The 24,816-nt window shown below is 28.6% G+C and carries 23 protein-coding genes and 1 riboswitch; of the genes, 16 read left to right on the forward strand and 7 right to left on the reverse strand.

Going from position 1 to position 24,816, the window contains the following annotated elements; all coding sequences use genetic code 11:
- Nucleotides 1-144: 144 nt before the first annotated feature.
- Genes X274_RS09995 through X274_RS10005 form a run of 3 tightly spaced genes read right to left on the reverse strand, consistent with a single transcriptional unit; the run spans nt 145 to nt 2,864 of the window.
- Nucleotides 145-855, reverse strand: a complete 711-nt coding sequence (locus tag X274_RS09995; protein WP_047266690.1) for a hypothetical protein — start codon at nt 853-855, stop codon at nt 145-147.
- Complete coding sequence (locus X274_RS10000) at nt 839-1,438, reverse strand: hypothetical protein (RefSeq protein WP_047266691.1); 600 nt, start codon at nt 1,436-1,438, stop codon at nt 839-841. Before X274_RS10000 ends, X274_RS09995 begins: the two co-directional genes overlap by 17 nt.
- Nucleotides 1,439-1,463: 25 nt before the next feature.
- Nucleotides 1,464-2,864, reverse strand: a complete 1,401-nt coding sequence (locus tag X274_RS10005; protein WP_047266692.1) for an aminopeptidase — start codon at nt 2,862-2,864, stop codon at nt 1,464-1,466.
- Nucleotides 2,865-3,304: 440 nt separating this feature from the next.
- On the opposite strand from X274_RS10005, the gene glpX reads away from it, so the two are divergent.
- The 12 genes from glpX (at nt 3,305) to X274_RS10065 (ending at nt 16,037) form a co-directional block, all read left to right on the forward strand.
- Nucleotides 3,305-4,351: a class II fructose-bisphosphatase gene (gene glpX, locus X274_RS10010; protein ID WP_047266693.1), complete on the forward strand. Its 1,047-nt coding sequence runs from the start codon at nt 3,305-3,307 to the stop codon at nt 4,349-4,351.
- Between the two features lie 2 nt (nt 4,352-4,353).
- Nucleotides 4,354-5,157 (forward strand): SAM hydrolase/SAM-dependent halogenase family protein, encoded by an 804-nt coding sequence (locus X274_RS10015; protein ID WP_047266694.1) that lies wholly within the window; start codon nt 4,354-4,356, stop codon nt 5,155-5,157.
- Nucleotides 5,158-5,231: 74 nt separating this feature from the next.
- Complete coding sequence (locus tag X274_RS10020) at nt 5,232-6,404, forward strand: sensor histidine kinase (RefSeq protein ID WP_175419984.1); 1,173 nt, start codon at nt 5,232-5,234, stop codon at nt 6,402-6,404.
- 167 nt (nt 6,405-6,571) lie between these two features.
- Nucleotides 6,572-7,876, forward strand: coding sequence for a 30S ribosomal protein S12 methylthiotransferase RimO (rimO, locus tag X274_RS10025; RefSeq protein WP_047266696.1), 1,305 nt, complete (start codon nt 6,572-6,574; stop codon nt 7,874-7,876).
- Nucleotides 7,873-8,409, forward strand: a complete 537-nt coding sequence (gene pgsA, locus X274_RS10030; RefSeq protein WP_047266697.1) for a CDP-diacylglycerol--glycerol-3-phosphate 3-phosphatidyltransferase — start codon at nt 7,873-7,875, stop codon at nt 8,407-8,409. Before rimO ends, pgsA begins: the two co-directional genes overlap by 4 nt.
- Before the next feature lies 1 nt (nt 8,410).
- Complete coding sequence (gene thpR, locus X274_RS10035; protein WP_047266698.1) at nt 8,411-8,998, forward strand: RNA 2',3'-cyclic phosphodiesterase; 588 nt, start codon at nt 8,411-8,413, stop codon at nt 8,996-8,998.
- On the forward strand, nt 8,991-10,094 hold the full coding sequence (gene recA, locus X274_RS10040) for a recombinase RecA (protein ID WP_047266699.1): 1,104 nt from the start codon (nt 8,991-8,993) through the stop codon (nt 10,092-10,094). The genes thpR and recA overlap by 8 nt, the downstream gene beginning before the upstream one ends.
- On the forward strand, nt 10,072-10,539 hold the full coding sequence (locus tag X274_RS10045) for a regulatory protein RecX (protein ID WP_047266700.1): 468 nt from the start codon (nt 10,072-10,074) through the stop codon (nt 10,537-10,539). Before recA ends, X274_RS10045 begins: the two co-directional genes overlap by 23 nt.
- Complete coding sequence (gene rny, locus X274_RS10050) at nt 10,536-12,110, forward strand: ribonuclease Y (protein ID WP_156166198.1); 1,575 nt, start codon at nt 10,536-10,538, stop codon at nt 12,108-12,110. Before X274_RS10045 ends, rny begins: the two co-directional genes overlap by 4 nt.
- A gap of 44 nt (nt 12,111-12,154) precedes the next feature.
- Complete coding sequence (locus X274_RS10055; RefSeq protein WP_047266701.1) at nt 12,155-13,582, forward strand: clostripain-related cysteine peptidase; 1,428 nt, start codon at nt 12,155-12,157, stop codon at nt 13,580-13,582.
- Between the two features lie 80 nt (nt 13,583-13,662).
- On the forward strand, nt 13,663-14,664 hold the full coding sequence (locus X274_RS10060) for a rod shape-determining protein (RefSeq protein ID WP_047266702.1): 1,002 nt from the start codon (nt 13,663-13,665) through the stop codon (nt 14,662-14,664).
- A 152-nt stretch (nt 14,665-14,816) separates the two neighbouring features.
- The gene (locus X274_RS10065; RefSeq protein ID WP_047266703.1) at nt 14,817-16,037 is read left to right on the forward strand and encodes a sensor histidine kinase; all 1,221 of its coding nucleotides are present in this window, start codon (nt 14,817-14,819) and stop codon (nt 16,035-16,037) included.
- Between the two features lie 30 nt (nt 16,038-16,067).
- On the opposite strand, the gene X274_RS10070 is transcribed toward X274_RS10065, so the two are convergent.
- Complete coding sequence (locus X274_RS10070; protein ID WP_047266704.1) at nt 16,068-17,513, reverse strand: radical SAM protein; 1,446 nt, start codon at nt 17,511-17,513, stop codon at nt 16,068-16,070.
- Between the two features lie 13 nt (nt 17,514-17,526).
- Nucleotides 17,527-18,111, reverse strand: a complete 585-nt coding sequence (locus X274_RS11695; RefSeq protein ID WP_052913291.1) for a TetR/AcrR family transcriptional regulator — start codon at nt 18,109-18,111, stop codon at nt 17,527-17,529.
- 282 nt (nt 18,112-18,393) lie between these two features.
- A riboswitch (TPP riboswitch) is annotated at nt 18,394-18,504 on the forward strand.
- Between the two features lie 71 nt (nt 18,505-18,575).
- Here X274_RS11695 and X274_RS10080 point away from each other — a divergent pair.
- The 4 genes from X274_RS10080 (at nt 18,576) to X274_RS10095 (ending at nt 22,973) form a co-directional block, all read left to right on the forward strand.
- Nucleotides 18,576-19,553 (forward strand): thiamine ABC transporter substrate-binding protein, encoded by a 978-nt coding sequence (locus X274_RS10080; protein ID WP_047266705.1) that lies wholly within the window; start codon nt 18,576-18,578, stop codon nt 19,551-19,553.
- 98 nt (nt 19,554-19,651) lie between these two features.
- Nucleotides 19,652-20,929 (forward strand): SLC13 family permease, encoded by a 1,278-nt coding sequence (locus X274_RS10085; RefSeq protein WP_047266706.1) that lies wholly within the window; start codon nt 19,652-19,654, stop codon nt 20,927-20,929.
- Between the two features lie 20 nt (nt 20,930-20,949).
- Complete coding sequence (locus X274_RS10090) at nt 20,950-22,605, forward strand: nucleoside kinase (RefSeq protein WP_047266707.1); 1,656 nt, start codon at nt 20,950-20,952, stop codon at nt 22,603-22,605.
- A gap of 11 nt (nt 22,606-22,616) precedes the next feature.
- A complete protein-coding gene (locus X274_RS10095) occupies nt 22,617-22,973 on the forward strand; it encodes a PadR family transcriptional regulator (RefSeq protein WP_047266708.1) in 357 nt (118 codons plus the stop codon).
- A 35-nt stretch (nt 22,974-23,008) separates the two neighbouring features.
- Here X274_RS10095 and X274_RS10100 read toward each other — a convergent pair whose 3' ends face one another.
- Nucleotides 23,009-24,145, reverse strand: a complete 1,137-nt coding sequence (locus X274_RS10100) for a DegT/DnrJ/EryC1/StrS family aminotransferase (protein ID WP_047266709.1) — start codon at nt 24,143-24,145, stop codon at nt 23,009-23,011.
- Nucleotides 24,146-24,148: 3 nt separating this feature from the next.
- Nucleotides 24,149-24,799 (reverse strand): winged helix-turn-helix transcriptional regulator, encoded by a 651-nt coding sequence (locus tag X274_RS10105; protein WP_047266710.1) that lies wholly within the window; start codon nt 24,797-24,799, stop codon nt 24,149-24,151.
- Nucleotides 24,800-24,816 lie beyond the last annotated feature (17 nt).

Genomic DNA, 24,816 nt, shown 5'->3' on the forward strand with positions numbered 1-24,816 from the left:
AATATGATTATAAAAGTCAAATTATATTTTGTACTTTTTGTAACTATTAAATAAAAAATGATAAAGAAGTTCTTGATGAGATTGTTAGTATGTTTCTATAACAAAATCCCTGGAAACAGGGATTTTGTTATACACTTCTCTATTTTATATATATTTTAATAATACTTCTATTTTTTTCTTATCAAATTTTGTTATCCCGTTTTTTATTTTCGATAAATTTTTTAAATTAAATTTTAATATAAAATGTTCTTTCAGTTTATATTCAACAGAATTATTATTTTCTGGCTTATATATTACAATTTTATCATTTTCGAAAGATAATAGATATAAAGATAATGCAGAAGAGATAGAATTAAGTTCATGTTTTTCCAAATTACAAAATATATTATTAATACTTAAAAATTCCGGGTTTTCTAATCTTATATCCATCAATTGATATAAAAAATCAGATGGATTATTCAAAAAGTAAGTTTTTATGGTATTAATATATATTATACTATTGTTATATATTTTTTTTATAATATTTTCTCGTATAAAATATAAATCTTTTTTATAAAGAAATACTATCGGAATACCAAAAATTTCTGCTATTTCAGAAATATATTTTATGTATTTTTTTGAAAAAATATTTACGGTCAATATTCCTACTTTATTTTTAAATTTTCTTGAATTTTTAAATTGATTTATCAACGTAAATAATTGGTTCAATTTGAAAATATTTAAAGAAATTTCCCCATAATTAATGACATAAAAACAGTTATCATCGTAAATAGGTTCGTTATAATTTTTATAAAATATATTCTTTATTCTTTTAAACAACAATTTTTCAATTATAGTATCAATAATATTCTTCATTTAAATCACCGACTTTTTTCAAAAAAAACTCCAATTTATTATGTAATCTATTTCTATAATAACCATGAAGCATAATGAGGTTATCCTTTGTTTTGTTTATTTCTATATATGCATAAGGAGATTCTTTAAAAATAATATAATTATTTTTATCTGGCCATAAATATGAAATTTGATGTTTTTCCTTATAAATTTTAAATAGTAAAATCGGTATTTTTACAAGAAACATATTTGATATTATAAGATTAAAAAGATAATCATATGATGTATTATTTAATAAATCTATTCTTAAAATAATTAAATCTATATGTCTGACTTTAGCATAAAAATAATTTTCAAACTTAAATCCTTCATGTTGTAACATAAAAAGAATCCTATTTTCATCATTTATATTGACTATTCTATTTTCAAATGAATTCAATTCATCTTCTGTTAAACCATTAAAAATATTTACATTATCTTTATTCAAAATAACAGAAACCCCATTCTGGTCTAAAAAAGACCAGGAATGGGATGTTATATTTAAATTGATATTATCATTTTCAAATTCCATCAAATGAATCGGAGCTCCTGCAAAAATCTTCAAAATATTCCTCCATTTATAAATCCTTTTAATTTTTATTCAAAAATACTTTATATGCATAATATGTTTCATATAAATCTCCTTTTGAAGCTAATTCATATGGTGAATGCATTCCAAATAAGGCTACACCAGCATCAATAACGCTTAACCCCTTTTCGGCAAAGAATTTTGCTATTGTTCCTCCTCCACCTTGATCAACTTTACCTAATTCACCTGTTTGCCAGATAACACCATTTTCATTAAATATTTGTCTTAATTTCCCAAAGACTTCCGCATTTGCATCGTTTGTTGCTGCTTTACCTCTTGAACCAGTATATTTAGCAATTGCAATTCCATAACCCAATTTTGGGGCATTAGCCGGATCATGAACATCTTTGAAATTTGGATCATATGCAGCCGAAACATCTGCAGATAATAATGTTGAATTTATTAAACAATCGTCTATATCTAATTCGATATTAGAACTTCCCTGTAATTTCAATAATTTTTTTATAACTGTAATCCAGAAATGATGTTTGGCTCCTGTATTTCCATCGCTGCCTATTTCTTCTTTATCAGTCAATAATATTGCTGCACTTCTAACTTCTGGATCTGATTCAAGCAATGCTGTTAACGCCGTATACGAACATATTCTATCATCATGCCCATAAGCAGCTATTAAAGATCTATCAAGCCCCACATCTCTAGCCGGAAGTGAAGGAACTACTTCTAATTCCGCTGAAGTTAAGTCTTCTTCCACTATTCCATATTTTTCATGTAATATATTTAAAATATTTAATTTAATGCTATCCTTTATTTCTTCATCATAAGATATTGAAATTGTACCTAATAATAAATTCAAATCTTCTCCTTTAAATACTTCTGATATTTCACCCTTTCTTCTATCAAGATGAGGTAACAAATCTGAAATCACAAATACTGGATCTTCTTCTGAATCACCTATTGAAACATCTATCTTTTCCCCATCGTTTTTTATAACTACTCCATGTAATTCAAGAGGGATATTTAACCATTGATATTTTTTTACTCCACCATAATAATGTGTTTTTGCCATAGCTATACCTGAATCCTCTACTATAGGTTCAGGTTTAAGATCAAGTCTTGGTGCATCTACATGAGCACCCACTAAATTAATTCCATTAGTTAAACTACCTTTTATTTTTATTGCAAATAATGATTTGTAATTATTTACATAATATATTTTATCTCCATCTTCAATTTTGCCTTTTTCTAAAAAATAATTTAACGGTTTAAATCCTTCCTTTTCTAATTCTTTAACTGTATATTCTATAGCTTTTCTTTCTGTTTTAGAATAATCTATAAATTTCTTGTACCCTTTTGAATACTCATCAATTGCCTTTCTATCTCTCTTTTCCCAGACTGAAATTTTTTTCCTAATTAATTTTTCTTGTAGTTTTTTCACATCCACAAATTACACCTCCTGAATTTTTAAATGCTCTCTATATTAAATTGTATCATATTGAAGTTTTTTTTCAAAGTATATATAGAGGTATATAGTTTATATTATTGATTATAAAACCGATTATTCACATTATATAGCTAAAAATAAAGGTTAAAAAATAATAAAATTTTTAGTATAATAAAATTAGTTGTAATGTTAAAATATACTGTCTAAAAAGTCTCAAATGAAACGAAGGCTCGAAGATTGCCCTTAAAATTATGAATGAAAGCCGTCAAAAAAACAGGACGTTTTTTTGAGTGAAGCTTTTTCATGGATGAAAAATCGATGCGACGGCTGAGAATGAATAATTTTAAGGATTAGCAATCGAGCTGTCTGAGTGAATTTGACTTTTTAGACATCGTAATGTTAAAATTATACTATAAAAAATAAGAATAGGGGGAAATGTTATGTCAGAAAAAGTTGATAGAGAAATAACTCTTGATTTAGTAAGAGTAACAGAAGCTGCAGCATTAACAAGCAGTTTACATCTTGGTATGGGGAATAAAAATGCAGTTGACCAAGCTGCTGTTGATGCCATGAGAGGTATGCTCGATTATATCGAAATAAAAGGAACGGTTATTATCGGTGAAGGCGAAAAAGATGAGGCGCCTATGCTTTATATTGGTGAAAAAGTTGGCACATGGGATGAAACAGATGATGAATATGATATAGCAGTAGATCCAATTGATGGAACAAGACTTGTAGCTTATGGTCTTCCAAATGCAATAAGTGTTATGATTTTAGCAGAAAGAGGACGCCTTGCATACTTACCTACATTTTATTCATACAAATTGGCAGTTGGTCCAGAATTAAAAGGTTTATTAGATATCAGAAGCTCAATTCGGGAAAATTTAAGAGTTGCAGCAGCAGCTTTAAAAGTTCCTGTAAGCGAAATAACTGTTGTAGTTTTAAATAGAGATAGACACAAAAGAATTATTGAAGAAATTAGAGAAGTTGGTGCCAGAATAAAATTAATAGGAGATGGCGATATTGCTGCCGCAATAGCAACCGCAATGCCGGATAGTGGTGTTGATATATATATCGGTATTGGTGGATCTCCAGAAGCTGTTTTAGCAGCAGGTGCTTTGAGAACGTTGGGCGGTGAATTACAGGTTCAACTATGGCCTCAATCTGAAGAGGAAAAAGAAAAATTATTAAATGATGGATGGAACTTAAATAAAGTTTATTTCACAGAAGATTTGGCTGGAGGGGAAAATGTACTATTTTCAGCAACCGGTGTAACAGATGGAGATTTTTTAAAAGGTGTTCATTTTTATAAAGGAAAAGCCATTACAGAAAGTATTGTAATGCGATCAAAAACAAGAACAATAAGGAGAATTACAACATATCACGATTTAAGATACAAAACTATAAGATTAAAATCAACTGAAGGTGATTTGAAATTATTGAACATAAATAAAAAAAGAGAAGATTATATAGGAGGCGGAATTTAGTTATGATTGCTTTTTTTACCGATTGGGGAAATGACAGCTATTATGTTGGTGTATGTAAAGCTGTAATAAAGAGCATAAATAAAGATATAGAAATAATAGATGTTTTACATGAAACAAAGAAATTTGATCCTAAAGTTAACGCCCATATATTATATCGGTTTTCAAAAGATTTTCCTGAAGGTACTATATTCTTGAATGTTATTGACGCTGGTGTCGGAAGTAACAGAAAACCTATTATTTTAAAAACACAAAAAAGAAACTTCTATTTTATCGCTCCGGATAATGGCATTTTAACTCTGATTGCAGAGGAATACGGAATTGATAAACTGGTCGAAATTAATAATCCAAAATATTTCTTTAAGAAAAATTACTCAACCACTTTTCATGGAAGAGATATTTTTTCTCCTGCAGCAGCATATCTTTCAAAAAAAATTCCAATTGAAGAATTCGGGGAGGAAATAGACACGATTAATTTATTTAGATATAAACCTCCTGAAATAAAAAGCGAAAGTTTGGAAGGAGAAATAGTATTTTTTGATACATTTGGAAATATTCAAACAAATATTCCTGCTGAATTTGGTGAAACCATGTTCAAAAAAGATGATTCCGTAATAATTCATATAGAAAATAAAACATTTAAAGCTTATTATGAAAGAGTATTTAGTGATGTATTGCCTGGAGAATTGTTAATACATCCTGAAAGTTCAGGTTTTTTAGAAATAGCTATTAATCAGGGAAATGCAAAAGAATTCTTAAAACTCGATTCTGAAGGAGTGGAAATAATATTAAGAAAAGAAATATCTTAGGTTGGGACTTATCAGAAAAAATATCTATAATGCATACAATTATACTTTTTTTATTTATGTATTTTTTCCGTCTAATGAAATATTGGTACATTCTACCAATTAGTTTTTTTTGTTTATATATTATAGTTTATATTTTTGTCGAAAAGAGGCTTAGAAGAATCGTTCACAAAGGAAATGCATATAGTTCAAAGCATTATAATCTTGAATATTCAGGATTATTACGCGAATTAGATGAAATGATTAGAACATATTCTTTATTACTTTTAAAAGAAAGAGAAGGCTTAAAGGAATATTATGATAAATTCAATGCTATTTTTGATAGTATTGGTTCAGGATTGTTGGTTTTTAATGAAAATGGCATTTTACAAAAATCTAATCAAAGAGCAAAAGAAATATTTTATAATATACCTCTAAAATATGGCATGAAATTATCCAACACATTCATTAAAAGTGGTATAAAATCAAACTTAGAGCCTGGAATATATGAAGTTTATTCAAAAAAATTGAAAAAAAATCTGCAGCTTATTATAAGCAAAAAAAGCAATTTTGTTATCTTAGCTATAAATGATATTACTAATTATAAAAAATTAAAGAAAAATCTTGAAAGCACAAGACATTTTGCAAGGCTTGGTGAAATACTGGCCAATGCGGCTCATGGGCTAAAAACTCCTGTATCCAGACTAAAAATGACTTTTCAAATGTATGAATTTACAAAAGAAAATGAATATTTAAAACAAATGAAAATAGAAATAGACAACATACAAAACTTAATTAAAGAAACTCTTGATTTGTTCAAAGTTACAGAAGATTTTAATAATTTTAGCTTAAACAAAGTAATAAATGATGTAATTAAAAATTTTAGAAATACATATCCACAAATAAATTTTATAGTTCAAAATAATGTAAATATTGAGATAAACAGTGATGTATGGCTGTTCAAATCTGCAATATTTAATATAATTCAAAACTCTATAGATGCGGTTTCAATGAAAGACGGTAAAAGTTTTATTGTTGTAAAAACTCTGGAAAAGGAAAAATGTTATAAAATAATATTTGCAGACAATGGTATTGGTATGACATCAGAGGAAAAACAAAAATTTTTAAAACCTTTTTTTACAACAAAGGAGTATGGAACTGGTTTAGGAACTGTATTTCTGGAACGTTTTATTATTCTTCAAAATGCAAAATTACGTATAAACTCAATTAAAAACAAAGGTACTATATTAAGTATTATTTTATATAAATAAATTTAAAAGTATTATTAAAAATACTATTATAAATACGTTTTATAAACCAGCAAATTAGATTTGCTGGTTTATTTAATGTTAAATTTTCTTTATTTGTAATCATTAAATATCAATGAAATTAGAAAAATATGTTATAATAATATTTAGAATAAAATTAGGAGGATATTATGAAAGAAAAAGTATATATTTTAACATTAGGCTGCCCCAAAAACGAGGCAGATATGGATATTTTAAAGGGTATTTTTTTAAAAAAGGGATATCTTTTAACCAATAATCCAGAAGAAGCGGATTATTCAATTGTTGATACATGTGGTTTTATTGAACCTGCGAAAAAAGAATCTATAAATGAAATATTTAATATAGTTTCTTTAAAAGAAAAAAATCCAGATATGAAGATAATACCAATTGGATGTTTAATTGAAAGATATTACGATGAACTAAAAAAAGAATTAACAGAAGTTGATGGTTTAATAGGTGTCGTGCCACCAGAGAAAATTGTTGAATCTATTGAAAATGGTAATTTTTATTTAAAATTACCAAAGCCATATGATGTATATAAATGTGATTACCGTAGAATCCCGGATACTCCATATGCTTACATTAAAATTGCAGATGGGTGCAACAGAAAATGCGCATTTTGTTCCATACCATATTTTAAAGGAGAACCTGTAAGCAGAGATATAAAAGATATAAAAAAAGAAGCAGAATTTTTAATAAAAAATGGCATAAAAGAAATAATACTTGTTTCTCAAGATAATACGTTATATGGTATTGATTTATATAAAAAACAGGCGTTACCAGATTTATTAAAAGATTTGAATTCAATTGAAGGAGATTTCTGGATAAGAGTCATGTATTTACACCCAGATTTTATTAATAATGAAATTATAGAATCAATAAATACGTTGGATAAAGTAATACCGTATTTTGATATCCCTATACAACATGGTTCAGACAAAATATTAAAATTAATGGGTAGAATCAAAAAAAGTGATGAATTAAAAAATTTAATTTTTAGAATTAGAAATAATCCAGAGGCTATAATTAGAACAACATTAATTGCAGGATTTCCTGGCGAAACAGATGACGATTTTGAAAAATTATTATCATTTATAGATGAAATAGAATTTGACAAACTCGGAGCATTCATGTATTTTGATGAAGAAGGCACTCCATCTCACCTATTACCAGAAAAAATTGATGAAAAAACAAAAGAAAAAAGATTTGAAAAGTTAATGGAATTGCAAAAAGAAATTTCAACAGAAAAATTAGAAAGATTTATAGGTAAACAATTGAAAGTTTTAATTGAAGAAAAAGAAAATAATGTATATATAGGTAGAGCATATTTAGATGCTCCTGAAATTGATGGAAATGTGTTTTTTAAGTCCGAAAGAAATTTAAATATTGGAGATTTTGTGGTTGTTAAAATCTTAAATAGCTCAGAATACGATTTAGAAGGGGTTGCGATATGAACATATGGACAATTCCAAATATTTTGACTTTTATACGAATTTTAGCAACAATACCTTTATTTATTATTACCTATAATGAAAAATTATACATAATAGCTTTCTTCATATATATTTTAGTTTCTTTAACTGATCTGCTGGATGGATATATTGCCAGAAAATTTAATCTTGTTAGTGACTTTGGAAAATTTATGGATCAGATAGCTGATAAAATTTTAATTAATGCATTATTTATAGTATTTTTAGAAATACAGAAATTACCTGGATGGTTTGTTGCGATTATTATAACAAGAGATATTTTCATTAGCGGTTTAAGAATGTTTTTAGCAAACAAAAATATTGTTATTGCTGCTGATAAATGGGGGAAATTTAAAACCTTTTCACAGACAATTCTAATAGCCTCTCTTTATCTAACTGCCATCTGGCCTTTTTTAAGCATATTAAACTCTATTCTAATTATTCTAACTGTGTTTTTTTCTTTATTTTCTGGATATAACTATTTAATAAAGAATTTAGTCTATCTTGAGGGGGAGTAAAATGAATAATAAAAATAAAAGCCTTCGAACATTTATTGCACTTGATGTAAATCAAAGCGTAAGGGACATTTTAAGAGATACTATCTTAAAGCTTGAACGAATGGGTTTTAAGGGAAATTGGACAAAACCAGAAAATATGCATTTGACATTATATTTCATGGGAGATACGCATATTACTAAAATTACAGAAGTAGCCAAAAGGATGGAAGAAAGAATTATGGGTTTCCCTACATTTGCATTTAGTTTAAACAAAATAGGATATTTTAAAAACAAAAATTTTCCAAGGGTTATCTGGCTGGGTGTTGAAGGTGGAAATACATTAAAACAACTTCATAATGAAGTTATAAAGTCATTGAAATTATCAAATATTCAGGTTTTAGATAGCAATTTTCAACCGCATTTAACAGTTGGAAGAGTAAAGAAAGCTCCAGAATTCTGGGAAAAACTCATTAAAGTTTTAGATGTTGAAAAAGTGATTATACCTGTACATGCTGTTCATATATATTCATCGACTTTAACAAGAAATGGGCCAATATACAAAAAGTTGTACACTATTGATTTTGAGGGAGGAATGATTATTAATGGCTAAAAAACCTGCAAAAAAAGAACCTGTAAATAAAGAGGAAATGCTTGATAAATTGGTAAAAGAATTAGAAAAAAATTATGGTGAAGGTTCAATAATGATTTTAGGAAAAGGTCTGGAAGAAGAAAGGAAACTTGATATAGTTCCAAGTGGTGTTCTTTCTGTAGATGTAGCTTTAGGTGTGGGTGGTTATCCAAGAGGTAGAATTATAGAAATATACGGAAATGAATCAAGTGGAAAAACCACGCTTGCATTACATTCAATAGCGGAGGTGCAAAAGAGAGGTGGAATTGCTGCATTTATTGATGCAGAACATGCGCTTGACCTCGAATATGCAAAAAAATTAGGAGTTAATCCTGATACTTTGATACTATCTCAACCGGATTTTGGAGAACAGGCATTAGAAATTGTAGATAGTATTGTAAGATCTAATATTGTAGACTTAGTTGTAGTGGACTCAGTAGCGGCATTGGTTCCAAGAGCTGAAATAGAAGGAAACATGGGGGATTCTCATATGGGACTTCAGGCCAGACTCATGTCTCAGGCTTTGAGAAAGTTGGCTGGTAGTGTAAATAAATCAAAAACCATAATCATCTTTATTAATCAAACACGTATGAAAATAGGAGTCGTTTATGGAAACCCCGAAACAACAGCCGGTGGTGTTGCGCTAAAATTTTATTCTACAATAAGAATGGAAGTAAGAAAAGGCACAACATTAAGGGAAGGAAAGGATGCATATGGTAACGAAATAAATATTAAAGTTGTTAAAAACAAAGTTGCTCCTCCATTTAAAGAAGTTAAAGTAGATATGATTTATGGTCAGGGATTGGCAAAAGAAAATGATATATTTAATTTAGCCGTTGCAAATGACATCGTAAAAAGAAGCGGAGCATGGTTTTCTTATACAGATTTAAAAGAAAATGAAATCAGTCTTGGACAGGGAAAAATAAAAGCTCTTGATTATTTGAAAAACAATTCCCATCTCTTGGTAGAAATCGAATACAGAATCAGGGAAAAACTGGGGCTTGTCATACCTGATGATTTAAAAGAAAAAATAAAAAATAATAATGAGGCACAAAATGAAGAAAAAGAAGAAAATTGATCCTTTTGATGAAGATGCCGCACAAAAAAGTGCAATCAGTTTATTGAAATATAGAAACAGATCTGAATATGAAATGAAACAGAGATTACTCGAAAAAGGTTTTGACGAAATCGTCGTCAATAATGTTGTTTCTAAACTCAAAAAATATAAGTTACTGGATGATGAATTATTTGCGTATTTATATACATATGATAAACTCACCATAAACAAAAAAGGACCTTATATTATAAAAATGGAACTTTTAAACAAATTTTATATTAACGAGAATATTATTGAAAATGCTATTGATAAAGTTTTAGAAGAAATAAATATAAAAGAAATAATTCGTAATATAATATTGTCTCAAAAAAAAGATAAAAAAAGAATTAAAGAATACCTTTTTAAAAGAGGTTTTGAGATTTATCTGGTTGAAGAGGTATTAGATGAACTTGGAGGTGAACAATGATGGAAGTTTTATATATAGCTGTAATAATAATTTTAGCAATTATGTCAGGAGTTTTATATAAAACAGGGTTGAATAAAGGATTAGAAAAAGGAAATAAAGAATTCATTGAAAAATTAAAATCAGAAAAAGAACAATTAAAAATGGAAATAGAAATAGCAAAAAGAGAAAAAGATGAAATATTGAGAAATGCGCAAAAAGAAGCTGACAACATTGTAAAATCAGCACTTATTGAAAGCAAAGAAGAAATACAAAAGATGAAAGAAGAATTCAACAGAGAATTGAAACTTGAAAAAGAAGAATTAAAATCCATGGAAGAAAGATTAATCAGAAGAGAAGAAATGATCGACAGAAAAGAACAGAATCTTGAAGAATTAAAAAACAAACTGGATAAAGAAAAAGATGAAACATTAAGATTAAAAGAGGAATTAGAAAATAAAGTATATGAAATTGCAAATTTAACTATGGAAGAAGCAAGAGAAAGAGTTTTAAATGAAGCAAAAGAAAAATATGAATTGGAGTTAGCTCAAAAATACAAAGCTCTTAAAGATGAATATGAAGAAGATGCAAAAAAGCATGCTCAATGGGTTGTGAGTATAGCAGTTCAAAGATATGCATCTGATGTTACTTCAGAAATAACAACATCTACTGTTGCATTACCAACTGATGATATGAAAGGAAGAATCATAGGAAGAGAAGGGCGAAATATACGGGCATTTGAGAAAATGACAGGATGCGATTTAATAATAGATGATACCCCCGAAGTGGTTGTTATTTCAGGGTTTAACCCTTTAAGAAGAGAAATAGCAAAGAGAACTTTAGAAGCATTAGTTGCTGATGGAAGAATTCATCCTGCCAGAATAGAAGAAGTATATGAAAAAACAAAAAAAGAATTAGAAGATATTATTAAAGAGGCTGGAAAAGAAGCGGTTATGCGTGTAGGTATTAAACCTTTACACCCTGAATTGATAAAATTACTGGGAAGATTGAAATTCAGAACAAGTTATGGTCAGGATGTATTGGAACATTCCATTGAAGTTGCTAATTTTGCAGGGTTAATGGCTGCAGAATTGGGATTAAACGTAGAGCTGGCAAAAAGAGCAGCATTATTACATGATATTGGTAAAGCTATAGACCATGAAGTAGAAGGTTCTCATGCAATAGTCGGAGGTCAATTGGCAAAAAGATATAACGAAAAATTAGAAGTTGTTAATGCTATACAATATCACCATAATGAAGTTGATCCAATGACACCTGAAGCTGTAATTGTTGGAGCAGCTGATGCTGTATCAGCAGCACGCCCTGGTGCAAGAAGAGAAACTCTTGAAAATTATATTAGAAGAATCGAACAACTCGAAGAAATAGCAAAAAGTTTCAGGCATGTAGATAAAGCTTATGCCATTCAGGCAGGCCGAGAATTAAGAGTTATTGTACAACCTGATAAAATTGACGATGCGCTAGCAGATAAATTAGCAAGAGATATATCAACTCAAATAGAAGAAACAATGGAATATCCTGGAGTAATCAAAGTTACAGTTATTAGAGAAAAAAGAAGCGTTGCATACGCTTCATAAATAAATGGCGGCTTAATGCCGCCATAATTTATAAAGGTGATATTATGAAAAATATAAAAATTTTTACTATAATTATTATATTAATTATATTATCAACACTTACATCCTGTATTTCATTTCAAAAGCAAAGTCCTTTATTAACTTTTGAATACTTAGAAGGAATGCCTCTTATTCTCGAATTTTCAAGACCTGTAATTAAGGTTGAAATATTCGATAGAGAAAACTTGATTTATTCTTATAATGGAGATATAATTTATGAACTAAAAACAAATTTAATTTTGCATAATGATGTAACCGTAAAAATTACTGAATTCTATAAAAATAGAGAGTATATAAATATATTAAAAAAAATAGAGCCCGATATCCAATTTTTGTTATATGGTGGTGCAGACAATAGTCTTGACAGTAAATATAATGATCCTATAACTGGAGAAAATGACTATTTTTTTGATCTTGATATATCTGAAATAAGAAAATCAATAAAAAAGTCAAATATAAATATTGTAATAAATATTTTAAGTGATAGATATGCAAAGAATGATGAAATTATATTTATATCGAATTTTAGAGGTAATTATTTTGAATATGTGTATACTCCAGATAAACTTGACTTTTCAGCTGAACTCAGTTCAGCATCAACAAGTACAATGTTTAAATTCTTAGATATATTATCAGTTAAAAATAACAAAACAATAAAAATTTTGGATTTATGGGATCATGGTAATGGCTGGGCCTGGGAAGCGCGAAAAAGTATAAATATACAGCCTAAAGCTATTATTCAAGATGATACATCAAATAAAGTATTAAAAATTAAAGATATTAAATCTGTAATTCAATATTATGATAAAAAATATAGCACAAAAATTGATATTCTTGCATTTGATGCCTGTAATATGATGAGTATAGAAATTATGTATGAATTTAAAGATTTAGTTGATTATTTTATAGGCTCTGTATATTCAATAGCCGGACTTGGTTTTTACTATAATTTTTTTCATGATTTAGATGAGGATAATTTAAAGGAATCACTGGTATATAAAATTATAGAACAATATAATTATTACTATACCGTTGAATACCATCTTGATAGATTAAGTTTATCAGCGGTTAATTTAAATTATTTTTCATGGGATAAGATACAAAAAACAAATAACATAAATACTAATTACGTATTATATAAAAACGATGGGAATAACTATGTTTCAGAACCTACAAATATGATTGATATCAATAATTTAATATTAAACAATGGAGAATATTTAGCTGATTATATTAATCCAGCAATTATAAATTCCGTAGTAAGAATTGATGGTATAAACTATCCAGAATATAGCGGTATTGGAATTATGTTTGAAGATATATTTACTACAAATCCCAATGGTTATTATGATGATTATAAAGCACTTTCTTTCTATGATGAGTTTCAAAATTGGATTGAAACAACATGGAAAAACATTATACAAAATCAATAATATTATTATTTTTTATTATTGTTTTTTAGAATAAAATACTGTATAATTATTTATGAAAATATAGTTTAGGAGGAAAAAATATGGCTAAACATGACTTAGGTATAGATTTGGGTACAGCTACCTTCATTGTATATAAAAAAGGTGAAGGCGTAATAATAAACGAACCTTCCGTTGTCGCAGTTGATAAATTAACAAATACAATAAATGCTTTTGGCAATGAAGCCAAAGCGATGGTAGGAAAAACCCCATACGGAGTTGAAATAGTACATCCTATGCAGGATGGCGTAATTGCATACCCTTCATTAATAGAACAATTATTAAGATATTTCATAAAGCAGGCAAAATCTGGTTTTTTACCTTCTAAACCGACACTTGTGATAGGTATTCCAGCTCGAACTACAGATGTAGAAAGAAGAGCGGTAAAAGATGCTGCGGAAAAAGTTGGTGCTAACAAAGCTTATCTTGTTTTAGAACCTATTATTGCGGCAATTGGCATTGGTCTTGATATAACAAAACCGAACGGTCATTTAATTGTTGATCTTGGAGGCGGAACTACTGATATTGCTGTTATTAGTTTAAGCGGAAGCGTTATTTCAGAATCTATTAAATTAGCTGGAGAAGCTATGGATATAGAAATAATAAAATATATAAAAAGAAAATATAAATTTTTAATAGGTGAAGCCACGGCTGAATTCTTGAAAAAAGAAATTGGAAAGGCCCATAAAGATATTGAAACTCTTGAAATGGAAGTTAGAGGTCAGGATATTGCAAGTGGAATGCCTTCTTCAAGAGTTATAAATTCTGATGATATATTTGAAGCCATTGAAGGTGTTTTGAATGAAATAATTCAAAAAACAAAGTCTGTTTTAGAACATACTCCTCCAGAATTATCAGCAGACATATTGAAAAACGGTATATATTTAGCCGGTGGAACATCAAATTTAAGAGGTTTAGCACAATTATTTGAAGAAAAAACGGGCGTAAAAACTGTCGTAGCAGAAAATCCTCAATTGTGTGTTGCACAGGGTGCTGGTATTTTATTGGATAATCCAGAACTATTAACCAAAGTAACTGTAATATAATAATATTATTATATGAAAAACAAATCTCCTGCTTTGTTCAGGAGATTTGTTTTTATACTTATCAAAAAATATGAAATAATTTTCATTTAGTATTTGACAGAAAAAAAAAATGTGTTATAATTGTAAAGAAATAGAAAAATGGAGGTAGGGTGATGAAGTGTGAAAATGATATTTTATCCAATTTTGAGTTAATGGCAGAGTTATCTACAAAATTTACAGGGGAAGAAAATGAAAAAGAATTTATGAAAAAATTATTGTCTGTTGCTATTGAAAGCATTCCTGAAGCTGAAGCTGGAACAATATGGTTAATAGACAATACGCTTTACAAGGCTGTTGCTGGATACAATTACAATGATGATGTTGTTAAAAATCTAGTGGTTCCACTTGAAGACGCATATATATATAAATATATAGATTTTGTTGATATTATAGAAATAAAATCATTTGAAGAATTTCATAGTCCATCAAAATTATTTAAAGATACAGTAAAAACATTACATGCTAAACATGAAAGTATGATTACTCTTGCTTACCCCTTGAAGGTTGCTGGAAAAGTAAAAGGTCATATATATATAGATAATTTTAAACTTAAGAAGTTTAGTGAAACAGCCAAAAAATCCTTAAAAATATTTGGAAGTTTTGCTTCCACTTTTTTAACATTAAAATCTTTGCGTGATGAAGAAAAAAATGCAAATGAATTAAATAGCATCTATTTAAGTTTTATTACTCATGAAGTAAGAACTCCTTTAACTGCAATATTGGGATATGCTGAAAGTATATTAAGAGGGAAAGATGAACTTTCAAAAGAAGAAATCGTCGATCTGGTAAAACGAATATATATGAGCTCGAAACATATGAATTCACTTATATCAGATCTTTCAACATTTAATAAATTAAATAGAGAAGAAGAATTAAATATTACTGAACTTCATTTGAAATTTCTTATATACGAATCTATATCCATTGTAGAACCCCAGCTATCGCCAGAAGTTGAGCTAAATATTAAATTCAAAGAAAATATTCCCGAAATGATAGAAACAGACCCCTTAAAAATGAAACAAATATTGGTAAATATTGTTGGAAATGCTATAAAATATACAGACAGAGGTTATGTAAATGTAAATGTTGATTTTGATGAAAAAACAAAAGAATATATAATTTTAGTAAAAGATAGCGGACCTGGTATGCCTGAAGATAAATTAGAAGATATATTTAAGCCTTTTGTTAGATTGGCTAAAAACAAACCAGGAAGTGGTTTAGGACTGGCTATTGTAAAAAAATTAATAGAAAAACTAAAAGGAAGAATTAATATTGAATCAAAAATTGATTTCGGAACAACAATAGAACTTAGATTTCCACAGAAAATAAATTAACAATAAAACTCCCCAAAAAGGGGAGTTTTATTATCCTTTCTTATCAAGAGCAAGTTTTTCTTCATTGTTTGCATAACGTCTCATTCTTACATCGTAATTATATATTCCGCGTTTTGAAGGATATTTTTCTGCGTATCCCTTTTCATACCATAATTTATCCGCATATCTTTTCCAACCATCAGCCAATTTGTCTAATTCAGGTGCCAATTCAGTAATTGTCTTTTCACTTCCTGGATGTTGAGGAATGGCATTGAATTTTTTTACCATAGATCTAAACACTTTTGGATTATCAATAATAGGACATGGTCTGAATAGATTGTTAGAGTATGGTATAGTTCTTTTATAAGCTTCAAAAAATGGAGATTTTAAGATTTCCAATATGGTTTTTTCTCTGATGTTATCAACAGCAAACTGTTGGAACACGCATGGTTCAGCATATCCCTTGGCGTTTATGTGTAAATATTTTGATCCTGCAGCCAGACATCCATGTGTTAAAAATCCATGATTCCAAAAATCTGCCACAAATGCAAAATCTCCACCTAATCTTTCTCTTTCTGTTACTTCAAATCTTTCATATCTTTGTTCTGGAGTAGGAACAAGATCCATGGTTGGATCCATGCCAACTGGCATAAATTGATAAATCCAAACATATGCTACGTTATTATCCTTTAAGAAATTCCAAAAATCATCACTCATTATTAAATCATGATTTTTTCTTGTTGCTGTAACTGATGCACCATATATTACCCCATATTTTGTTAATAATTCCCAAGATTTTAAAACTTTTTTAAATACACCTTTTCCTCTTCTCCAATCTGTCATTTCTTCAAAACCTTCAACAGAAATAGATAAAGTTGCATTTCCGAGCTCTGCTAATCTTTTTGCTTTTTCTTCTGTTATTAATGTTCCATTTGAATAAACCATAAAATATGAGTCGTTGAACTCTTCAAGCATATCAAATAAATGCGGATAAATAAAAGGTTCGCCACCGGTAATTACAAAGAAATATATTCCCAATTCATTAAATTGCCTTATAACACTAAATAGCTCTTCTTTAGAAAGTTGGTATTTATGCCCATAAAGACCAGCATAACATCCCACACATTTTAAATTACACGCATATGTTGGACTGATAACTGCAAGTTTTGGTAAAACGACTTTATGTTCATGCATTTTTTCCTGCCTAACTTTTTCTCCAATCGCAAACTCATTGATAATCAAATTATTAATTACCTTTTCTACAACTTTTGGATTCGACCTTTTAAAAAGTTTTGACCAATTAACAAGCATGGGATCTTTATTCTCTGCACCTTCTGCGAGTTTTCTTAATCCACTTTTTGCTGGTTCTTTTGCAAAATTAGCAAGTGTTCTCAACAATTTTGCAAGATCTTCAACATCAGAATTTCTTACAACATTTGTAACTAACTTCGACGCCTGTTTAATCATCATAGTTTTCATGCTGTCAAGGATTTTCATAAAAATCCCTCCTTTATGTTATTATTTTTCCTATTATATATTCTAAAGATGCACTTAAATTTTCTTCTTCAAAATCTACCCCCACAGATTTATAAATACCTATACCATCAAGCATTGCCTGTAATACAATAGCAGTTGTTTTATCTGGCACAAATTCAGCCCACACATCAAAAAGTTGTGTATAATAATCATGAAATAAATCTCCGAGTTCTTTAAGTCTTTTCTTATCATGAATGGAATTAATTAATATCTCGAAAAGCCTTAAAAGATCGTCTGAAGGAAATTCTTTTATAATTTTAGAGTATAATTTAATTATAGCTTTAGCCTTTTCTTTTTTAGGAATTTCTTTAGGTAGTAGACTTTTTAGATAGTTTTGTAATCTTTCAACCAGAATTCCAAAAGAAGCAATAATCAAAGAATCTTTGCTATCAAAATAAAGATATAAAGTTCCTTTTGAAACCCCTGTTTCTTTCGCTACATCATCCATTGTAAAATGAGAAAGCCCCTTATTCATAATGAGATTCAGAGCATGTTCTGCAATATTTTTTCTTTTTTGTTCTTTATATATTGATTTCTTTTTGTCAATTATATTCCCCATAAAAACACCTCACATGACTGACTGGTTAGTCAACTATATTATATTACATTTTACATTTCGTTTCAAATATGACAAATAAAGTCATAAAATTGAACTGTCATTATATCAGGTTATAAAAATCACAAATAAAGTAGAAAAAAATATATTAAAAAATGACTGACTGGTTAGTCAAGAAATTTACGCAAAAATAAGTATATTGTAACTTATAAATAACAAGAAACGAATATATAAAACTTTTCAAGTATATTGATTTTTTTTATGAACAATGATATAATATTATTGAATACCCGCCGGGGGAGCTCCTATACCGGGGCTGAGATTAAGGTGGAAGCCTTAAGACCCCTGCACCTGATCCGGGTAATACCGGCGTAGGGAGTGCGGAAAAGGAATAATAATTACGCCTTCCAGCCGGAAGGCGTTTTTTTATTAAATTTTTTATTAAAAAATTTTTAAGGAGGTAGATTATGAAAAAGGTTTTATTGATTTTAATTAGTATTTTAATGTTAAGTATTGTTTGGGCTAATACGCTTACAGTATATGTTTATGACAGTTTAGATTGGATAAAAAAAGAGGTTATTCAAAAGTTTGAAAATATGTATGGTGTAAATGTGAATATTGTTGTTCTTGGTGATGGCGGTAATGTTCTTGCCAGATTAAAACTTGAAAAAAAGAAACCAAAAGCAGATGTTGTTATTGGGCTTGATCAATCATTGTCCGTTTTGGCTATAAAAGAAAATTTAATATTGCCATATAAACCAATAAATATTGTAAAAATCAAGAATTCTGATTTGATATATGATAAAACATATCATTTGATTCCATATGACTATGGAGCTATAGCTATTGTTTATGATCCTGAAAAATTAGAAATAATACCAAAAACTTTTGAAGATATTACTAAATTGAATAAAAAATTAATCATTCAGGATCCAAGGACATCAAGCACTGGACAGGCATTTTTATTGTGGACTATTGCAGTTTATAAAGAACATTGGAAAGATTTTTGGAAAAGGCTAAAACCCGCAATTTTAACTGTTACACCTGGTTGGAGCGAAGCTTTTGCAAAATTTGAATCTGGTGAAGCTCCAATGATGGTAAGTTATGCAACTGATGGCGCATTTTCATATTATTATTATAATTCAACAAAATATAAGGCATTTATTCCAGAAGAAGGTGCTTATGTTCAAATTGAAGGAGCAGGTATTGTTAAAGGAACAAAAAACTTAGAACTGGCAAAAAGATTTATAGAGTTTTTATTGTTTGATGAATTCCAAAAAAATATTCCTTTAAATCAGTGGATGTTTCCAGTTGTAGAGACAAAACTGCCAGAAGCGTTTAATTATGCAATTATTCCTGAAAAAGTGGTTACTTTAAATTCTGAAGAATTAGAAAAAAATATGGAAAAATGGCTGGAAGATTGGGAAGAAATTATGCTTAAATAATGATTTTATGTAAAAGGACTGTGAAAACAGTCCTTTTATTATTTGGAAGATTAAAATCTAAGTAGTATAATAAAAGTACAAAAATCCGGAGGGAAATTATGCTATTAAAAATCATAGCTTTATCAATTTTTTTCTTTACTTATTATTTAATAATATTTGGAAAAGGAAATAAGGCGGTTATTGCCTTTAGTATGGGATTACTCATATCCCTTGTTAAGGTTTCTGAAAATCTTCGTATATCCAATGCTGGAGATTTTATAGATTTTAACACACTTGGGATTCTTCTGGGGATGATGATTATTGTTGGTATATTAAAAACAACCGGCCTTTTTCAGGCTATAGCAATATACATTGTAAGAAAATCAAATGGAAGTGTTGTTTCAATATTTATTTTTACTATGCTTGCAGTTGCCATTCTTTCCAGTTTTTTGGATAATGTAACAACTTTGATCTTGTTCTCTCCAGTAATAATATACATATGTCAGGAAATTGGAATAAAACCAGAAAAATTCTTATTTCCGATGATTTTTTCCGCTAATATTGGTGGAACTGCAACCATGATTGGCGATCCTCCAAATATATTAATCGGTAGTGCATCTGGTGTTAGTTTTATTAAATTTTTAATAATCATGTTTATACCTGCTGCGATTTCTCTTGTTATATCTATAGCTTACTTTTTATCAATAAATCGAGATTTAAAAAGTATAGAAAAAAAACAATTAAAAACTCTTTTAAAGGCAGATCCAAAAAAAGCTATAACAGATCATATTTTATTAAAAAAAGGAATTTTGGTTTTTGGTTTAGTAATATTGGGATTTTTTATACATGAATATCTGGATTATGAAGCAGCATTAATTGCTTTAACAGGTGGAGCTATAATGCTACTAATTTCAAAAAAAGATTTCGATGAAATATCTGGAGAGATTGAATGGGATACGTTATTCTTTTTTGTAGGGTTATTCGCCATAGTAAAAGCCTTGGAAGATGTTCATGTTATAGAAGATGTAACATTTTTGATATATAATTTTATTTCACACCCATATTTATTACTTTTAACTGTATTATGGGGTGCAGGAATTCTGTCTGCTTTTATGGGAGCAGTCCCTGTTGTAACCATATTTATTCCTATAATAAAAGCCTTATTAGGTACTTTTGATAATAGCGAATTACTGTGGTGGGCTCTGGCTTTGGGCGCAAGCTTTGGTGGAAACGGAACAATAAGCGGTGCAGCTTCAAACATGGTTATAGTTGGAATGATTGAAAGTAATTTTGATAGAAAAATACGATTTATAGATTTTATGAAATTGGGAATGAAGGTGGCTTTTTTGGGATTAATAATTTCTTCAATTTATTTATACATATTAATGATAATATAATTTTTTCTAGGGGTGATAGAATGGGATATGTTATTAATACAGAATTTGGCGAAATCAAAGTTAGTAAAGGAGAGCAATTTTTTAAGGTGGCTGATGAACTTCAAAAAAACAACAAACATACAGTACTCGCTATAAAATTTAATAATGAAATTAAAGAACTCTGGAAAAAAATTCATGATAATGGGTTCGCAAGTCCAGTTGATATTACATCGAATGAAGGAATGAGGATATATAGACGAGCATTGCTTTTTATAATGTATATAGCATTAAGACGTATGCATAAAAAAGCTAGATTAATTGTTCATCATGCCATTGGACCAGGTTTATATTTTGAAATAAGCGGTATGAAAAATACTGAAAAAAATATATTGAAATTAAAAAGTACAATGAATGATATAATTAATGAAAATATTCTTTTTGAAAAAATTACATTGAGTAAATTTGATGCTATTAAATATTTCGAAGAGGTTGAGGAATACGATAAAGCTTTGTTATTTAAATATAGAAAAAAAACGACAGTAAAGGTATATAAATGCGAAAATTATATAAATTATTTTTATGAATACATGCCACCATCTACTGGATATATTGATAAATTTGATATAATATCATATGAAAAGGGGTTTATTTTGTTACATCCAACTAATATGAGCCCTGATAAGATTCCGGATTTTAAACCATTACCTAAATTATCAGCAACTTTTATAGAGTATAAAAAATGGCTGGATATTTTAAATATAAAAAGTGTAGGAGAATTAAATTCTCTAATAGCAAAAGGAGCAAAAAAAAGCGGTGAATTAATAAGAATTTCTGAAGCATTACATGAAAAAAAATATGCTAATATAGCTGATCAGATTATAAAAAGAAAAAATGTCAGATTAATATGTCTGGCCGGACCATCTTCTTCAGGCAAAACAACAAGCGCTAAAAGAATTTCTTTGGAATTAAAGGTTCATGGAAAAGAGCCACTACAAATTTCATTAGATGATTATTATATAGATTATGAAAAAATCCCATTAACCTCTGATGGAAAGAAGGATCTTGAATCATTGCGTGCTCTTGATATCGATTTATTAAATAAAAATTTAAAAGATTTAATAGAAGGAAAAGAAGTTAGATTACCAAAATATAATTTTATAACTGGAAAAAGAGAATGGGCAGGGGAAAAAGTAAAAGTAGGAAAAAAACAGCCTATAATTATTGAAGGTATTCATGGATTGAATGAAAAATTAACTGAAAGCATTCCAAGGGATCAGAAATTCAAAGTTTATGTTAGTGCTTTAATTCAAATGAATTTAGATGAAATGAACAGAATACCGACAACTGATACACGATTAATAAGAAGAATAGTAAGAGACTACAATTTTAGAGGAGCTACAGCGTTGAGAACTTTACAATTATGGCCTGAAGTAAGAAAAGGAGAGGAAGAAAATATATTCCCATACCAAGAAGAAGCTGATGTTATGTTTAATTCTTATTTAATATATGAATTACCTATATTGAAATTGTTTGCCGAATCTTTGTTGCTGGAAATAGATAATACATTACCAGAATATACTGAAGCAAAGAGATTGTTAAGATTTCTGGATTATTTCTTGCCATTACCCGCAATACACGAAATACCAAGAATATCTGTATTAAGAGAATTTATAGGTGGAAGTGCATTTGAATATTAAGGAGGGAAAATATGCCAGGATTTGGAAAAGGTCAGGGAAGATTTAGAAGAGGTTGGATTGAATCTTTTGTTCTTTTAATAATTGCTGAAAATCCCGTTCATGGCTATGAAATTGCAAATAAATTATCAGATTTTGGAGTAATTTTAAACGGAATAGGCCAAATGGGAAACTTATATAGAACATTGGCAAAACTCGAAGAAATGGGGCTTGTTAAAACTGATTGGGATATTACCGAGAGTGGACCATCAAAAAAAATATATAAAATAACTAAAGATGGATTGGAATTTTTAAAAAATTCTAAAATCGAATTCGAAGAATTTAAGCATATAATAGATGTATTTATTAAAAGGGTTTCAAAATTTGAATAGTAATATAAATCTCCTGCTTAAAGCAGGAGATTTATTTATATATTGAAAAAATTTTTTATTGATTTCACTATAAATTCTTGTTCTTCAATGGTAAGTTCAGGAAATATAGGAAGTGCCAGTGTTGTTTTTGTGGCTTTTTCTGTTATTGGAAAATCCCCTTCTTTGTATCCAAGATATTCAAAACATTTTTGTTGATGTAATCCTTTTGGATAATATATTGATGTTCCTATTTCTTTTTCTGTCAGAAATTTTCTTAATTCATCTCTATTGCCAGTTTTTAATGTAATTACATATTGATGGTATACATGCGACTTATCTTCAAACACTTCAGGATAATCTATTACTTTCGTTAGTTCATATTTTTTGAAAAACTCATCATAATTTTTGGCTATATTTATTCTTTTTTCTATGTATTCATCGAGATGTTTTAACTTTATTCTTAATATCGCAGCCTGAACTTCATCAAGTCTTGAATTAAATCCAACTTCATCATGATAATATTTTTTTGCTGCTCCATGAATCCTTAATTTTCTAATTCTATTTGCAAGAGATTCATTATTTGTAAATACCATACCGCCATCACCATATCCACCAAGATTTTTAGTGGGGAAGAAAGAAGTAATACTTAAATCTCCAACGGAAAATCCATTTTTATTATTCCATTTTGATCCTATTGATTGTGCGCCGTCTTCAATTATGTAAATTCCATATTTTTCTTTTAAATAATGAAGTTTGTCTAAATTTATTGTTTTTCCAAATAAATGTACCGGGATAATGGCTTTTATTCTATCTTTTTCAGGATGATTTTTGAGTATTTCTTCAACTTTATCAAGATCCATATTATAGTATTTTTCTTCCACATCTACAAATATTGGTCTCGCACCATTTCTTGTAATACAACTTACAGTTGCAAAGAATGTATAGGGCGTTGTTATTACATAATCACCTTTTCCAATATTTAATGCCTTGACAGCTAAAAATAATGCATCAGAGCCATTTGCTACACCAATTGCATATTTTGTGTTTGTATATTCTGCAAGTTCTTCTTCAAGCGATTTTACATTTGGGCCAAGAATGACTTTTCCACTTTTAAATATACTATCCAAGGTATTTAATATTTCTTCTCTCATTGTTTCGTATTGTCTAGTCATATCAAATAAAGGTATATTCATTCTCTATTCCCCCTTCTCTAAAGATACATTTCCCGTTTCATCTATATTGAAAATATAAATATTTTTTATTTTATGTTTTTTTGCGTTTTCAAATATCCTTTCAGAGTGTCTGAATGAAGCAATAATAATCATATCATATTTTAGTTCTTTTACTTCTTCTGGCGAATATATACTTATGCCATGCAATTTATCTCCCTGTTTTGATATTGAATCATCAATAAAACCTATTACGTTTATGTTTTCACCGGTTAGAACTTTTAATACAATTCCACCAACCACACCAGCACCGTATAATAATATGTTTTTATACCCCATATTCTCAATTTTATCTAGTACTTTTTTGAATGAATTTTTTGTTTCTGAATAGATTTTTGAAACTTCGTTTATAAACGAAACGGTTAAAAATTGCAGTCTTTTTTTCCCTTCTTCTGTTATTTTATAATTCATATTTCTTCGATTTTCTCCAATTTTTAAGATATAATCTTTATCTTCAAAATCTTTCAAATATCTATTTACCATGGACGGAGCTATACCAACACTTTTTGATAGCATTTCCTGTGAAATATGTTCATTCTGTGAAATTAACTGCAATATCATTAATTCTCTAAAATTTGGCGAAGGATTAAAAAACATATATTCTTCAAAGTTAAACATCATATCACCTCTTTTTC

Source organism: Marinitoga sp. 1155 (assembly GCF_001021175.1).
Lineage (GTDB): Bacteria > Thermotogota > Thermotogae > Petrotogales > Petrotogaceae > Marinitoga.

What these genes read in the sequence shown, in the direction of transcription:
- X274_RS09995 (WP_047266690.1), bottom strand. Translation starts at nt 855, where the DNA reads ATGAAGAATATTATTGATACTATAATTGAAAAATTGTTGTTTAAAAGA.
- glpX (WP_047266693.1), top strand. Translation starts at nt 3,305, where the DNA reads ATGTCAGAAAAAGTTGATAGAGAAATAACTCTTGATTTAGTAAGAGTA.
- X274_RS10015 (WP_047266694.1), top strand. Translation starts at nt 4,354, where the DNA reads ATGATTGCTTTTTTTACCGATTGGGGAAATGACAGCTATTATGTTGGT.
- X274_RS10020 (WP_175419984.1), top strand. Translation starts at nt 5,232, where the DNA reads ATGAAATATTGGTACATTCTACCAATTAGTTTTTTTTGTTTATATATT.
- rimO (WP_047266696.1), top strand. Translation starts at nt 6,572, where the DNA reads ATGAAAGAAAAAGTATATATTTTAACATTAGGCTGCCCCAAAAACGAG.
- pgsA (WP_047266697.1), top strand. Translation starts at nt 7,873, where the DNA reads ATGAACATATGGACAATTCCAAATATTTTGACTTTTATACGAATTTTA.
- thpR (WP_047266698.1), top strand. Translation starts at nt 8,411, where the DNA reads ATGAATAATAAAAATAAAAGCCTTCGAACATTTATTGCACTTGATGTA.
- recA (WP_047266699.1), top strand. Translation starts at nt 8,991, where the DNA reads ATGGCTAAAAAACCTGCAAAAAAAGAACCTGTAAATAAAGAGGAAATG.
- X274_RS10045 (WP_047266700.1), top strand. Translation starts at nt 10,072, where the DNA reads ATGAAGAAAAAGAAGAAAATTGATCCTTTTGATGAAGATGCCGCACAA.
- rny (WP_156166198.1), top strand. Translation starts at nt 10,536, where the DNA reads ATGATGGAAGTTTTATATATAGCTGTAATAATAATTTTAGCAATTATG.
- X274_RS10055 (WP_047266701.1), top strand. Translation starts at nt 12,155, where the DNA reads ATGAAAAATATAAAAATTTTTACTATAATTATTATATTAATTATATTA.
- X274_RS10060 (WP_047266702.1), top strand. Translation starts at nt 13,663, where the DNA reads ATGGCTAAACATGACTTAGGTATAGATTTGGGTACAGCTACCTTCATT.
- X274_RS10065 (WP_047266703.1), top strand. Translation starts at nt 14,817, where the DNA reads ATGAAGTGTGAAAATGATATTTTATCCAATTTTGAGTTAATGGCAGAG.
- X274_RS10070 (WP_047266704.1), bottom strand. Translation starts at nt 17,513, where the DNA reads ATGAAAATCCTTGACAGCATGAAAACTATGATGATTAAACAGGCGTCG.
- X274_RS11695 (WP_052913291.1), bottom strand. Translation starts at nt 18,111, where the DNA reads ATGGGGAATATAATTGACAAAAAGAAATCAATATATAAAGAACAAAAA.
- X274_RS10080 (WP_047266705.1), top strand. Translation starts at nt 18,576, where the DNA reads ATGAAAAAGGTTTTATTGATTTTAATTAGTATTTTAATGTTAAGTATT.
- X274_RS10085 (WP_047266706.1), top strand. Translation starts at nt 19,652, where the DNA reads ATGCTATTAAAAATCATAGCTTTATCAATTTTTTTCTTTACTTATTAT.
- X274_RS10090 (WP_047266707.1), top strand. Translation starts at nt 20,950, where the DNA reads ATGGGATATGTTATTAATACAGAATTTGGCGAAATCAAAGTTAGTAAA.
- X274_RS10095 (WP_047266708.1), top strand. Translation starts at nt 22,617, where the DNA reads ATGCCAGGATTTGGAAAAGGTCAGGGAAGATTTAGAAGAGGTTGGATT.
- X274_RS10100 (WP_047266709.1), bottom strand. Translation starts at nt 24,145, where the DNA reads ATGAATATACCTTTATTTGATATGACTAGACAATACGAAACAATGAGA.
- X274_RS10105 (WP_047266710.1), bottom strand. Translation starts at nt 24,799, where the DNA reads ATGTTTAACTTTGAAGAATATATGTTTTTTAATCCTTCGCCAAATTTT.